The sequence below is a fragment of the Pseudomonas cichorii genome, assembly GCF_018343775.1.
Lineage (GTDB): Bacteria > Pseudomonadota > Gammaproteobacteria > Pseudomonadales > Pseudomonadaceae > Aquipseudomonas > Aquipseudomonas cichorii.
The window spans coordinates 5,620,377-5,634,188 of sequence record NZ_CP074349.1 but is presented as its reverse complement, the minus strand read 5'-3'; the positions used below and the strand labels follow the sequence as shown (position 1 = coordinate 5,634,188).

Genomic DNA, 13,812 nt, shown 5'->3' with positions numbered 1-13,812 from the left:
TCTTATTCCTTGTGGTACGCCGTGGCGCGCTCGACTTCCTCTTTGGAACCCAGGAAGACGGCTACACGCTGGTGCAGGCCTTCAGGCTGGATGTCGAGGATGCGCTGATGGCCATCGGTGGATGCGCCGCCTGCCTGTTCGACCAGGAAGGACATCGGGTTGGCTTCGTACATCAGGCGCAGTTTGCCCGGCTTGGAAGGCTCGCGGCTGTCGCGTGGATACATGAACAGACCGCCACGGGTCAGGATGCGATGCACGTCGGCAACCATCGCGGCAACCCAGCGCATGTTGTAGTTCTTTTTCAGCGGGCCTTCTTCGCCAGCCAGCAACTCTTCGACGTAGCGCTGTACCGGAGCTTCCCAGTGACGCTGGTTGGACATGTTGACCGCGAATTCCTGAGTGGACGTCGGGATCTTGAGGTCTTCGTGGGTCAGCACGAAGCTGCCCATTTCACGGTCCAGGGTGAAGCCTTTCACGCCGTCGCCCAGGGTCAGGACCAGCATGGTCTGCGGGCCGTAGATGGCATAACCGGCTGCGACCTGCTCGGTGCCCGGTTGCAGGAAGGCCTTTTCGTTCAAGGCTTCGTTCTGGCTCAGGTATTCGCTAGGGCAGCGCAGAACCGAGAAGATCGTACCGACCGGGGCGTTGATGTCGATGTTCGAGGAGCCGTCCAGCGGATCGAATACCAGCAGGTAAGCGCCTTTCGGGTATTTGCCCGGGATCTGGTAGGCGTTGTCCATTTCTTCGGACGCCATGCCAGCCAGGTGGCCGCCCCATTCGTTGGCTTCAAGCAGGATTTCGTTGGAGATCACGTCGAGCTTTTTCTGCACTTCGCCCTGTACGTTCTCGGTACCCATGCTGCCGAGGACGCCGCCCAGTGCGCCCTTGGAAACGGCATGGCTGATTTCCTTGCATGCTCGCGCCACTACTTCGATCAGGAAACGCAGATCGGCAGGAGTATTGTTGCTGCGGGTCTGCTCAATCAAAAAGCGACTCAGTGTAACGCGGGACATGGATAGCTCCGAAAATGGGGGATAAAAAACCCGCGCAGTTTAGCGCGAGTGGCTGCGTAATACTGCTATCAGACTGGCTTATGGCGAATTGAGTTCATACGCTTGCTCAGCGTAGCTGCAAAACCACAAGTCGAAGCCGTGACGGGTCAATGTTTTGAGGCTCGCAGGGCACTCAGACCGATCCAGCTCAGGCATAGCGTGCCCAGTATCAGCACGGCCCACAGGCCCATGCGCTTGTAGTCCATGCTTTCAGCCGCTGGCGGTGCAGCAACCGCTGCGCTGGCAGCAGGCGCCTTGGCCGGCCTGGCCTTGCCCAGCGCCGTCAGTTTCTGCGGATCGAAGTCGGGTATCAGTGCCGTCAGCGGCAGTTCGACTGCCGGTGCTGCAGCATGTCCGATGGCGAGGGTAAACGGCCCGTTGCCGCTGGCTCGGAACACTACCTGAGTCGCAGGCACGGCAACGCTCAGCCCTGGAGCCTGTGCGCCCAGACCGCCGCCGCGATCATCGACGACCAGTTTCAATTGCCGCACGCTCTGCCCTGAGAGCTGCAACTGATCCTGCACAATCTCGCCATTGTTCTGGGTCAGGCGATACAGCAGGCCGCTGCTGATGATCTGCCATTCCTGACTGCCATCAAGTCGGCCATAGAGCGTGCCGGGTGCCAGGCTGTTGTCCTGGCTGATGTCGATTTTCACCCGCTCCACCGGCAGGTCGACCGGCAACTGCCAGACATATTCATTGGGTTGCCCTACGACACCGACGATCGTTGGCGACCAGCTCAGAGTGGTCGGCGGGCTGTCGGGGCTGGCGCTCATTACGTGAGCTGAAATCAGGGTGGGCGCGTTTTGCGGTGAGCGCCACAGCAGGCGCAGGTAGCGGGCGTTCTGACCGGGCAGACCGACCTCTCGCTGCTCGACCATCTCATCGGAAAACGTCAGGCGCGCCACTTGTCCTTCGCCCCAGGCCTGCCAGTGCTGGAGATCATCGCTGGCCTCGATGCTGAAGTGTTGGAAGCCTTCGCGTTCGGCACTCCAGTCGATCAGCAGTTGTTCAAGGGGAGCCTTGATCGTGCTGGTGTCCAGTAGCCAGCCGCGCAGTATCTCTTCACCCGCTTCTATGTCGCTCTGCGGCTGTACATCAATGAGGGCTCCGTCGCTGGAGCGTTTGCTGCGGATAACCGGCACGGCATCACCCGCTTCGGCTGTGGTGTACAGCGGGAACCACTTCACGGCTTTTGGTGCAGGGTTTTCTTCGTGGGATTCCTGTTTGCGTACAAGCGCAAGGGCTTGAGCCTGGCCATCGGCATTGAATACACGAAGATCATTCAGATTGGCCTGCCGGGCGTTCAGTTGCAGTGCCAGAGGCAGTTCGATGCGATAAAGCGGGCCTTGGCCGATGAGGGTCAAAGGCGTCTGGCTGGTGAAGTCCGCCGGTTTTTCCAGGGCGTTGACAGTCATCGCTGCGCACAGGGCTGCGCCGAGCACAGCGATTTTGATGACGAGCGGACGACTCACGAACGTTTTCCTCAGGGTTGGGCAGGCAGCCGATGTCTGCTTGCGCACCGATGTATGGCGAAAGAATTTGGCAGTGATGTGTGAAATATCCCACCACCAGTAGCAATATGCCAACACCTATGGAGCAAAAGGATGTGAGTCAGAGGTAGGAAAGAAGAAGTGTAAAACCCGGTGGAGCCAATTCATTCGCGAATAATTGGCTCCACCGGGGGTTACGGAGTTACTCCAGGGCTTTCCAGATTTCTCCGGCGTACTCGCGGATGGTTCGGTCTGACGAGAACCAGCCCATGCGCGCCGTGTTGAGAACTGCCGAGCGCCACCATTGCTTGGAGTCGTGCCAGCGTTCCTCGACCTTGGCCTGGGCGGCCCAGTACGAGTCGAAGTCGGCGCAGACCAGGAAGCGGTCATAGGCCAGCAACTGATCGATCAGGCCCGCATAGCGGTTCGGATCGTCCGGTGAGAACACGCCGCCGCGAATCGCCTGCAGCACATCATTGAGGCGGCCGGATGCGGCCACATCGGCGTAAGCGCTGAAATCTCCAGCTTGCTTGCGGGCATCTACCTCCTGCGACGTCATGCCGAAGATGAACATATGTTCAAGGCCGATCTGCTCGCTCATTTCCACGTTGGCGCCGTCCAGCGTGCCGATGGTCAGTGCGCCGTTGAGGCCGAATTTCATGTTGCTGGTCCCGGAAGCCTCCAGGCCGGCAGTGGAAATCTGCTCGGAAAGGTCGGCTGCCGGAATGATGCTTTCGGCCAGGCTGACGTTGTAGTTGGGCATGAACACCACTTTGAGCAGGCCGCGCACGGTCGGATCGTTGTTGACGGTGCGGGCGATGTCGTTGGCGAGCTTGATGATCAGCTTGGCCGAGTGATAGCTGGCCGCGGCCTTGCCCGCGAAGATTTTCACCCTTGGCACCCAATCGGTACCGGGTTCAGCGCGGATTGCCTGATACAGCGCGACGGTGTGGAACAGGTTCAGCAACTGGCGCTTGTACTCGTGGATACGCTTGACCTGCACATCGAACATCGCGGCAGGATTGACCACGATCCCGAGTCTTTCATGAATGATGGCAGCCAGTGCGCGTTTACTGTGCAGGCGCTGGTCGGCCATCTGTTTGCGGAAGGAGCTTTTTTCCGCGAACGGTTCCAGTTCGATCAGGCGTGTCTCGGCACTGTCCAGGACGTCTTCGCCCAGGGCTTCCACCAGCATTTCGGTCAGCTTCGGGTTGGCCTGGTACAGCCAGCGGCGGAAGGTGATGCCGTTGGTCTTGTTATTGATCCGCTCTGGATAAATCTTGTGCAGCTCGGCGAACACGGTCTTGCGCATCAACTGGGTGTGCAGCGCGGAAACGCCGTTGATGCTGTGCGATCCCAGGAATGCCAGGTTGCCCATACGTACCCGGCGGCCATTGTCTTCCTCGATCAGCGAGACGGCTCGCAGGATGTCGAAGTCGTGCACACCTTTGGCGCGCAGGGTGTCGATGTGCTGGGCGTTGATCAGGTAGATGATCTGCATGTGGCGAGGCAGCATGCGTTCCATCAGGCCTACCGACCAGGTTTCCAGCGCTTCGGGCAGCAAGGTGTGGTTGGTGTAGCTCAGCGTGCCCACGGTAATTTTCCAGGCCGCATCCCAGGCGATTCCGTGGGTGTCGATCAGCTGTCGCATCAGCTCGGCCACGGCAATCGAAGGATGGGTGTCGTTCATCTGGATGGCCGCGTGCTCGGGCAGATCCATCAGGGTCGCGTGCATGTTCAGGTGGCGACGCAGCAGGTCCTGCAAGGACGCCGAGACAAAGAAGTATTCCTGGCGCAGGCGCAGTTCCTGGCCAGCCTCCGTTGCATCATTGGGGTAGAGGACGCGGGAAATACTTTCGGCCCGCACGACTTCGGCAACCGCACCGAAGTGGTCGCCGGCGTTGAAACGCTCCAGATGCAGATCATCCAGTGCGCGGGCACGCCACAGGCGCAGGGTGTTGACGCTTTTGCCGCGCCAGCCGACCACGGGCGTGTCATAGGCAATGGCGCGCACGGTTTCCGCTGGACGCCAGACCTGACGCGGCTCGCCCGCTTCATTGAGCATCGTATCGACGCTGCCGCTGAAACCGATTGAATAGACTACCTCGGGACGCTCGAACTCCCACGGGTTGCCGAAGTCCAGCCAGTGCTCTGTCTGCTCCTGTTGCCAGCCGTCGACTATCGCCTGACGAAACAGGCCGTGCTCGTAACGAATGCCATAACCGTGACCGGCAATGCCCAGCGTCGACATGCTTTCCATGAAGCAGGCCGCCAGACGGCCCAGGCCACCATTGCCCAGTGCCGCGTCCGGCTCCAGCAAGCGGATACGCTCGATGTCCACGCCTAGCTCGGTCATCGCTTCGCGGGCGATTTCCAGCAGGCCGAGGTTGCTCAGGCTGTCGTACAGAAGCCGCCCGATCAGAAATTCGAGGGACAGGTAATAGACGCGTTTCTGGACCTTGCGATAAATCTGTCGCGTGTGGTCCATCCAGTGCTCGACCATGTGGTCACGGGCAGCCAGAGCTACAGCTTCAAACCAGTCATGCTCAAACGCATGGTCAGGGTCCTTGCCCACTGCATAGGTGAGTTTGGCAAGAACAGCGGCGCGGAAAGCGGCCACATCTGCGTCACGAACAAGTGGTTCCTGAGACATCGGTACGACCTCAAGTAGTCAGACGAGTGGAAAGTGGGTTCTTTGACTGTAGGCGTGTCGTCAGTTATTTCCTGAAAAAATTTAAATAACCGAGCAAGTCGCTAGCGTTTCGACTCGCTTGCAATGCTCTGGTTCGCGAACCCGAGCAATTGGCAAAACGCTTGCATTGATCGTTCCACCTGGATGTGCAATGTGCAGCATGCTCATTCCTCGTTTCGGGTTTATGATGCCCAACGGCAGAATAATAGACGCCTCTGAACTGGACTTATGGAGCATGTATGCAGACTTTGTACCCGCAGATCAAACCCTACGCCCGGCACGATCTGGCTGTGGAACAGCCGCATGTGCTCTATGTCGATGAAAGCGGGTCGCCCGAAGGGTTGCCTGTGGTGTTCATCCATGGCGGGCCGGGTGCGGGATGCGATGCGCAAAGTCGCCGTTATTTCGATCCCAATCTCTACCGCATCGTCACGTTCGATCAGCGCGGCTGCGGCCGTTCGACCCCTCACGCGAGTCTTGAAAACAACACCACCTGGCATCTGGTAGAAGACCTGGAGCGTATTCGCGAACATCTGGGGATCGAAAAGTGGGTGCTGTTTGGCGGCTCCTGGGGCTCGACCCTGTCGCTGGCTTACGCCCAGACCCATCCCGATCGCGTGCATGCCCTGATCCTGCGCGGTATTTTTCTGTGCCGTGCCCAGGAAATCGAATGGTTCTATCAGTCTGGCGCGAGCCGCCTGTTCCCCGATTACTGGCAGGACTACGTGGCGCCGATCCCGCTGGATGAGCGCGACAACCTGCTGGCAGCCTTTCACAAGCGCCTGACCGGTGCCGACCAGATCGCCCAGATGCATGCCGCCAAGGCATGGTCCACCTGGGAAGGCCGTACCGCGACCCTGCGTCCGAACCCGCAGGTTGTCGACCGTTTTGCCGAGCCTCAGCGCGCCTTGTCCATTGCACGCATCGAATCTCATTACTTCATCAATAATGCCTTCCTGGAAGAGAACCAGCTGATTCGCGACATGCCCAGGATCGCGCATCTGCCTGGCATCATCGTGCATGGCCGCTACGATGTAATCTGCCCGCTGGATAATGCCTGGGAACTGCATCAGGCATGGCCAAACAGTGAGTTGCAGGTTATTCGCGAAGCCGGGCATGCCGCTTCCGAACCCGGTATCACTGATGCGCTGGTCCGTGCGGCGTCGCAGGTCGCCCGTCGCCTGCTTGATCTGCCACCTGAAGAAGCGTAACCCCCTTGTGGGAGCGGATTCATCCGCGAAGCTGTTTTCGCGAATGAATTGGCTCCCACACAGTCAGCGCGATGGGATTTCCTATTTATGAAAGGCTTGTTACAGCGCGTGCGAAGTGCGCGTGTGGAAGTGGCTGGAGAAGTTGTCGGTGCTGTGGATCAGGGGCTTCTGGTTCTTGTGGGGGTAGAGCCTCAAGACACACAGGCCAGTGCCGATAAGTTGCTGCATAAGCTGCTCAACTATCGGGTGTTCAGCGATGACGACGGCAAAATGAATCTGTCATTGCGTGATGTCGGGGGTGGTCTGCTGCTGGTTTCGCAGTTCACGCTGGCGGCGGATACCAAGAGCGGCATGCGCGCGGGCTTTTCAAAAGCAGCGCCTCCGGCCTTGGGTGCGCAGTTGTTCGACTATTTATTGTCACAGGCCAGGATCGCGCACCCGGTCGTTGCAGCGGGCCAATTTGGTGCGGACATGCAGGTTCATCTCGTGAATGATGGCCCTGTGACATTTTTGTTTGATACCTGACAAGATGAAATCTCTGCCCGCCGCGGATTTATTAGCCCTGCGTGCAAGAAAATCTTTGTCATACATGATGCGTTGTTACGCGTGCTACTGGATAATCGCGCGCTACGGGGACCGACGATAGTTGGTCCATTGCGTATTCAGAAGCGGGTTCTGACATTGATTGGGGAATCATTAAGCCCATTCGGAGTCGGAACAATGCTCGCCAACCCGGCATCTGATAGCTGGCCGTTGGTTTCTTCATCTGTTTTCGGCGAGGGTTGCTCGTGATTGTTAGTCCCTGTGATGCTCCAAAGACACCTGTCAAACGGTTGCGTAGTGCGCTTTTGGCAAGCTCGGCTCTTGTCTGCCTGCTGGGTTCAGGCCAACTGTGGGCATTCAACCTTGATGATGTAGCGGCAAAGGCCAAAGAAATGGCCGGGCAGAAGTTCGAGGCTCCAAAAAGCAATCTGCCTACCGAGTTGCGCGAAATGAAGTTCGCGGACTACCAGAAGATCCGCTTCCGTGAAGACAAGGCTGAGTGGGCGACCGACAAGACGCCGTTCAAGCTGTCGTTCTATCACCAGGGCATGCACTTCGACACGCCAGTCAAGATCAACGAAGTCACGGCCACCACCGTCGAAGAGATCAAGTACGACGCGGAGCGTTTCGATTTCGGCGACATCAAGATCGACCCTAAAGCCACTGAAAAGCTTGGCTATGCGGGTTTCCGCGTCCTGTATCCGATCAATAAGGATGACAAGCAGGACGAGATCATGACCATGCTGGGCGCCAGCTACTTCCGCGTGATTGGCAAGGGTCAGGTCTACGGCCTGTCCGCTCGTGGCATGGCGATCGACACCGCCTTGCCGTCTGGCGAAGAGTTTCCTCGTTTCAAAGAGTTCTGGATCGAGAAGCCGGGCCCGGATGACAACCATCTGGTGATCTTCGCACTGCTCGATTCGCCGCGTGCTACCGGTGCCTACCAGTTGACCCTGCGTCCTGGTACCAACACCCTGGTGGACGTGAAGTCGCGCATGTACCTGCGTGAAAACGTCACCAAACTGGGCGTGGCTCCACTGACCAGTATGTTCCTGTTCGGTGCCAACCAGCCTTCGCGTGTACCCAACTATCGTCGTGAGCTGCACGACTCCAGCGGTCTGTCGATCCAGGCAGCCAATGGCGAGTGGGTATGGCGTCCTCTGAACAACCCGAAACACCTGGCCGTCAGCAGCTTCTCGGTCGAGAACCCGCGTGGCTTCGGTCTGTTGCAGCGTGGTCGTGACTTCAGCCAGTACGAAGACCTCGACGACCGCTACGACAAGCGCCCAAGCGCCTGGATCGAGCCTAAAGGCGACTGGGGCAAAGGTACTGTCGATCTGGTCGAGATCCCGACTGCCGACGAAACCAACGACAACATCGTTGCATTCTGGAAGCCCGACACCCTGGCTGCTCCAGGCGAGCCGATGGAGTTCAACTACCGTCTGCACTGGACCATGCAGGAAAACGCCATCCATTCGCCTGATCTGGGTTGGGTCAAGCAGACCCAGCGCTCCATCGGTGACGTAAGGCAGTCCAACCTGGTTCGTCAGCCGGACGGCAGCCTGGCATTCCTGGTCGACTTCGTCGGTCCGGTTCTGGCCGCCTTGCCTGAAGACAAGACCATCCGCAGCCAGGTCACCACTGATGACAACGTCGAGTTGGTCGAGAACAACCTGCGCTACAACCCGGTCACCAAGGGCTATCGCCTGACCCTGCGAGTCAAGGTCAAGGACCGCAACAAGCCGACCGAGATGCGCGCCTACCTGCTGCGTGAAATTCCTGCCGAGCCTGGCAAGGAACCTGCGGTGCTTGTCGCTGACAAAGATGACAAGAAGTCAGCATCCAGAGAGGCTGCAAAAACTGCAACCGCCAAGGAAGTTGCCAAGGCTGATGCTGCTGTAGCCAAAGCCGATGCGACCAAGGCTGGCGATGCCAAGCCTGAAGCCGCGAAGGCCGACGTAGCCAAGGCCGATCCCGCCAAGAAAGCTGAAGCACCGAAGGCCGATGCAGCCAAAGCTGACAAGCCTGACGTAGCGAAAGCCGACGTGGCCAAGGATGCTGAAGGTAAAGAGATCAAGCAGCCTGAAGCCGAGGCCGCACCCACCCATCCGGAACCGGCCAAGACGCTGCAAGTCATGACCGAGACCTGGAGCTACCAGTTGCCAAGCGATGAGTAATTCTCTATCCGTGCCAGAGTCTCTGAACGAGTACCTGGCGCACCTGCCGATGAGTGACGAGCAGCGGGCAGAACTTGCCAGCTGCAAGTCGTTCGCTGAATTGCACGAACGTCTTTCCGCCCAGCCGGTAAGCGACAAGGCCGAGGTCGCCCAGGCGTCCGTCGGCCGTCGCCTGACGCTGTCCACGGCTGACGAACTGCAGGATGCCGAACTGCTCGACGTCGATGCCAGCGGCCGTATCCGCCTGAAGGCCACGCCACCGATCCGTCGTACCAAGGTGGTTCCGGAGCCATGGCGCACCAACATTCTGGTGCGTGGCTGGCGTCGTCTGACCGGCAAGACCAACCCGCCCAAGCCCGATCACAGCGATCTGCCCCGTGATCTGCCCAAGGCGCGCTGGCGTACGGTCGGTTCGATTCGTCGCTACATTCTGCTGTTGCTGATGCTTGGCCAGACCATCGTGGCTGGCTGGTACATGAAAGGCATTCTGCCGTATCAGGGCTGGTCGCTGGTTTCGCTGGACGAAATCACTCGCCAGACCTTCGTGCAGACCGCATGGCAGGTTCTGCCTTATGCCTTGCAGACCAGTATCCTGTTGCTGTTCGGAATCTTGTTCTGCTGGGTTTCGGCCGGTTTCTGGACTGCACTGATGGGCTTTCTCGAACTGCTCACCGGTCGTGACAAATACCGCATCTCCGGTGCCAGCGCCGGTAACGAGCCGATCGAAGCCGGTGCGCGTACCGCATTGGTCATGCCGATCTGCAACGAAGACGTGCCACGGGTATTTGCCGGTCTGCGTGCGACCTTCGAGTCGGTTGCCGCAACGGGCGATCTGGATCGCTTCGATTTCTTCGTACTCAGCGATACCAACGACACCGACATCGCCGTAGCCGAGCAGCAAGCCTGGCTGGACGTGTGCCGCGAAACCGGTGGTTTCGGCAAGATCTTCTATCGTCGTCGTCGCCGTCGCGTCAAACGCAAGAGCGGCAACCTCGATGACTTCTGCCGTCGCTGGGGTGGCGATTACCGCTACATGGTCGTGCTCGACGCCGACAGCGTGATGAGCGGCGAATGCCTGACCAGTCTGGTACGTCTGATGGAGGCTACTCCGGACGCCGGTATCATCCAGACTGCGCCACGTGCCTCGGGCATGGACACGCTTTATGCACGCATGCAGCAGTTCGCGACCCGGGTCTATGGCCCGCTGTTCACGGCCGGTCTGCACTTCTGGCAGTTGGGTGAATCCCACTACTGGGGCCACAACGCGATCATCCGCATGAAACCCTTCATCGAGCACTGCGCCCTGGCGCCGTTGCCGGGCAAGGGTGCGTTTGCCGGTGCGATTCTTTCCCACGACTTCGTCGAAGCTGCGCTGATGCGCCGTGCCGGCTGGGGCGTGTGGATTGCCTACGACCTGCCGGGCAGTTACGAAGAGTTGCCGCCCAACCTGCTGGACGAACTCAAGCGTGACCGCCGCTGGTGCCACGGCAACCTGATGAACTTCAGGCTGTTCCTGGTCAAGGGCATGCACCCGGTTCACCGTGCGGTGTTCCTGACAGGCGTGATGTCCTATCTGTCGGCGCCGTTATGGTTCTTCTTCCTGGTGTTGTCCACCGCCTTGCTGGCCGTGAACACGCTGATGGAGCCGACCTACTTCCTTGAACCGCGTCAGCTGTATCCGCTGTGGCCACAATGGCACCCGGAAAAAGCCGTCGCACTGTTCTCGACCACCATTGTCCTGTTGTTCCTGCCCAAGCTGCTCAGCGTCATTCTGATCTGGGCCAAGGGCGCCAAGGCATTTGGCGGCAAGTTCAAGGTTACGGTTTCGATGCTGCTGGAAATGCTGTTCTCGGTGCTGCTGGCTCCGGTTCGCATGCTGTTCCACACCCGTTTCGTACTGGCTGCTTTCCTGGGCTGGGCCGCGACCTGGAACTCTCCGCAGCGCGACGACGACTCCACGCCATGGATCGAGGCGGTCAAACGCCATGGTCCGCAAACCTTGCTGGGTGCCTGCTGGGCCTTGCTGGTGGCCTGGCTGAACCCGAGCTTCCTGTGGTGGCTTGCGCCGATCGTGGTTTCCCTGATGCTGTCGATTCCGGTCTCGGTGATTTCCAGCCGTACCAAGCTGGGTCTCAAGGCGCGTGACGAAAGTTTCTTCCTGATCCCGGAAGAGTACGACACGCCTCAGGAACTGATCTCCACCGATCAGTACACCCACGAGAACCGCTGGCATGCACTGAAGGAAGGCTTCATCCGTGCGGTGGTCGATCCTCAGCAGAACGCCCTGGCGTGTGCGCTGGCGACTTCCCGTCACCGTCTGGCTCAGCCTGTCGAGACGGTTCGTCATGAGCGCGTCGAGCATGCACTCAAGGTCGGTCCCGAGAAGCTCAGCAACCATGAGCGTCTGATGCTGCTGAGCGACCCTGTCGCTCTGGGGCGTCTGCACGATCAGGTCTGGAATGCAGGCCACCCCGAGTGGCTGGCTGCGTGGCGTGCTTCCATCGAAGCCGATCCACATGCACCTCTGCTGCCGCTTCAGCCGGTCAAGCAGGATGCGGAGCCGGTGTTGGCTTAAGCTGCACTGTCTTTTCGCGAATGAATTCGCTCCTAGGGTGTTGAAAATCCCCCTAGGAGCGAATTTATTCGTGAAGCTCTTAATTCACCCGAAACTTCCCCACCAGTTCCCTCAAGTGAGTGCCCAGCCGGGCCAGTTCGACACTTGATGCGGCTGTCTCATCGCTCGCAGCAGCGGTCTGTTCCGAAATATCCCGCACCCTCAGCACATTGCTGTTTATCTGCTCGGCCACGTTGCTCTGTTCCTCGCTGGCGGTCGCGATCTGCTGGTTCATGTCCTGAATGGTGGCCACCGTCCGGGTTATCTGCTCCAGCGCACACCCCGCACGACGACTCAGTTCCACGCTGCTGTCGGTCAGGCTGCGACTGTTGTCCAGAGTCGTGGCGACTTGCTGGGTGCCGCTCTGCAAGGCTGCGATCAGTTCCTCGATTTCCTCTGTGGATTCCTGGGTGCGTTGCGCCAGGCCTCGTACCTCGTCAGCAACCACAGCAAACCCGCGCCCGGCTTCACCGGCCCGTGCCGCTTCGATGGCCGCATTGAGGGCCAGCAGGTTGGTCTGCTGGGAGACGGACTTGATCACATCGAGCACTCCGACAATCTTGCCGCTTTCCAGCTTGAGCCGATTCATGGCCTGGGTGGAGTTGGCGACTTCGCTGGCCAGTTGCTCAATCTGGCTGATGGCCTGACTGACCACCTTGTCGCCGTCACGGGCCTGCTGATCGGCAGTGACCGCCGCCTGAGAGGCTTCTTGTGCATTGCGGGCGATTTCCTGCACCGTTGCCGTCATCTGATTCATGGCGGTGGCGACTTGATCGGTTTCGTCTTTCTGGCTGTTGACCCCGACACAGGTCTGCTCCGTTACTGCCGAGAGCTGTTCGGCAGCGCTGGCTATCTGGGTGACCCCATCGCCAATGCCGCTTACCAGATGCCGCAGGCTTGAGGTCATGGTCTGCATGCTGTCTTGAAGCTGGCCCATTTCATCCTGACGCTGAATATCCAGATCCTTACTCAGATTGCCTTTGGCAATGCGCCCGGCTGCGACCAGCGTCTGCTGCAAAGGAAGCGTGATCTGTTGCGTCATGACCCAGGCTGCCAATAGCCCGATGAGCAATGCCAGCCCGGCCACACTGGTCAACAGGGTTCGCGAGCCAGCAGCCTCGACATCGCGCTGGGTGCTTTGCAGGCTGATCAGCCGGGCAACTAGGTCCAGCATCTTGTCGCCCAGGTCTTCCATGTTTTCCTGAAGGACCTCGACCTTGACCTGAATGTCCTTGAAGCGGGTCAGTTGCTCGCGATAACGCTGTAACGTCTCGCTGGCGGGTATGAGGCCCTGGATATTCTCGTCGGCCTGCTCCTGGGCAATCTGCTGCACTTCCTTGAGTGCTTCGTCGATGGCGGCGATAGCGGCCGATTCGTCGGCTTCCTTGTTGGTAAAGGTGTAGGCCTGGACCTGATAGCGGGCAATCTGGATCTGCTGTTTGAGCTGGGAAATATTGGTGAATTCATCCAGCCGTTCGCTGTTGTCCTGCTCCTGGCTCACGGCCTTGAGCACTTCACTTTCGACCTGTGCGACGGCTTTCACTGCCTGTTCCGATTGCTGGTCCAGCTCGATACGCGACTGGTCGCGTGCCTTGCGATCAAGCCCCAGGTCGGCAAAGGCCTTTTCCATGCGGCTGACGATCTGGCTCTGCTCGGTAAGCAGCGCGATGCTTTTGGCATCATCGGTTTCCCGGCGCAGCGTCGCCAGTTGAGCCTCAAGCTCATTGAGCCGTTCTACCACCCGGTTGGCGTTTTCCTGAGTATTTTCCTCGCGGAAAATAATGCGCTCGGCGCGCAGGTCCTTGGTCAGGTTGCTGAGCTGGCCGATCGAGGACAGCGACTCGGAGCGCTCGATCATGGTGTCCAGGCCATGCCAGCCGGTCAGCGTGATAGCCAGAGTCAGCAATAGAACCAGGCCGAAGCCCAGGGACAGTTTGAGTTTGACGCTCATGTTGTCGAGCGAGTGATTGATCCATCTAAACATCGGGATTCTCCTGCGATCAGCGAGCAAAAGCAGTCCCTGAAGGTTG

Annotated in this window: 8 protein-coding genes and 1 pseudogene; 4 read left to right on the top strand and 5 right to left on the bottom strand. The window is 59.1% G+C overall.

Annotated elements, in window-relative coordinates; genetic code table 11:
- Positions 1-2: 2 nt before the first annotated feature.
- From KGD89_RS24300 to KGD89_RS24290, 3 genes are all read right to left on the bottom strand, one after another.
- Positions 3-1,013 carry a class 1 fructose-bisphosphatase gene (locus tag KGD89_RS24300; RefSeq protein ID WP_025262327.1) on the bottom strand — a complete coding sequence of 337 codons (1,011 nt, stop codon included), beginning with the start codon at positions 1,011-1,013 and terminating at the stop codon, positions 3-5.
- Positions 1,014-1,159: 146 nt separating this feature from the next.
- On the bottom strand, positions 1,160-2,509 hold the full coding sequence (locus KGD89_RS24295; RefSeq protein ID WP_025262326.1) for a DUF3999 domain-containing protein: 1,350 nt from the start codon (positions 2,507-2,509) through the stop codon (positions 1,160-1,162).
- A gap of 238 nt (positions 2,510-2,747) precedes the next feature.
- On the bottom strand, positions 2,748-5,198 hold the full coding sequence (locus KGD89_RS24290; RefSeq protein WP_025262325.1) for a glycogen/starch/alpha-glucan phosphorylase: 2,451 nt from the start codon (positions 5,196-5,198) through the stop codon (positions 2,748-2,750).
- A 278-nt stretch (positions 5,199-5,476) separates the two neighbouring features.
- On the opposite strand from KGD89_RS24290, the gene pip reads away from it, so the two are divergent.
- The 4 genes from pip to mdoH all read left to right on the top strand — a co-directional run bounded on the left by pip (position 5,477) and on the right by mdoH (position 11,743).
- The gene (pip, locus tag KGD89_RS24285) at positions 5,477-6,448 is read left to right on the top strand and encodes a prolyl aminopeptidase (protein WP_025262324.1); all 972 of its coding nucleotides are present in this window, start codon (positions 5,477-5,479) and stop codon (positions 6,446-6,448) included.
- A gap of 87 nt (positions 6,449-6,535) precedes the next feature.
- Positions 6,536-6,973 carry a D-aminoacyl-tRNA deacylase gene (gene dtd, locus KGD89_RS24280; RefSeq protein ID WP_025262323.1) on the top strand — a complete coding sequence of 146 codons (438 nt, stop codon included), beginning with the start codon at positions 6,536-6,538 and terminating at the stop codon, positions 6,971-6,973.
- A 263-nt stretch (positions 6,974-7,236) separates the two neighbouring features.
- Positions 7,237-9,168, top strand: coding sequence for a glucan biosynthesis protein G (locus KGD89_RS24275; RefSeq protein WP_025262322.1), 1,932 nt, complete (start codon positions 7,237-7,239; stop codon positions 9,166-9,168).
- On the top strand, positions 9,161-11,743 hold the full coding sequence (gene mdoH, locus KGD89_RS24270; protein ID WP_025262321.1) for a glucans biosynthesis glucosyltransferase MdoH: 2,583 nt from the start codon (positions 9,161-9,163) through the stop codon (positions 11,741-11,743). The genes KGD89_RS24275 and mdoH overlap by 8 nt, the downstream gene beginning before the upstream one ends.
- 79 nt (positions 11,744-11,822) lie before the next feature.
- Here the strand turns inward: mdoH and KGD89_RS26510 are convergent, their stop codons facing one another.
- Together KGD89_RS26510 and KGD89_RS26505 are read right to left on the bottom strand one after the other, a co-directional pair.
- The gene (locus tag KGD89_RS26510; RefSeq protein ID WP_404940697.1) at positions 11,823-12,530 is read right to left on the bottom strand and encodes a methyl-accepting chemotaxis protein; all 708 of its coding nucleotides are present in this window, start codon (positions 12,528-12,530) and stop codon (positions 11,823-11,825) included.
- Between the two features lie 201 nt (positions 12,531-12,731).
- Positions 12,732-13,640, bottom strand: a pseudogene (locus tag KGD89_RS26505) (methyl-accepting chemotaxis protein); the annotation flags it as partial.
- Positions 13,641-13,812 lie beyond the last annotated feature (172 nt).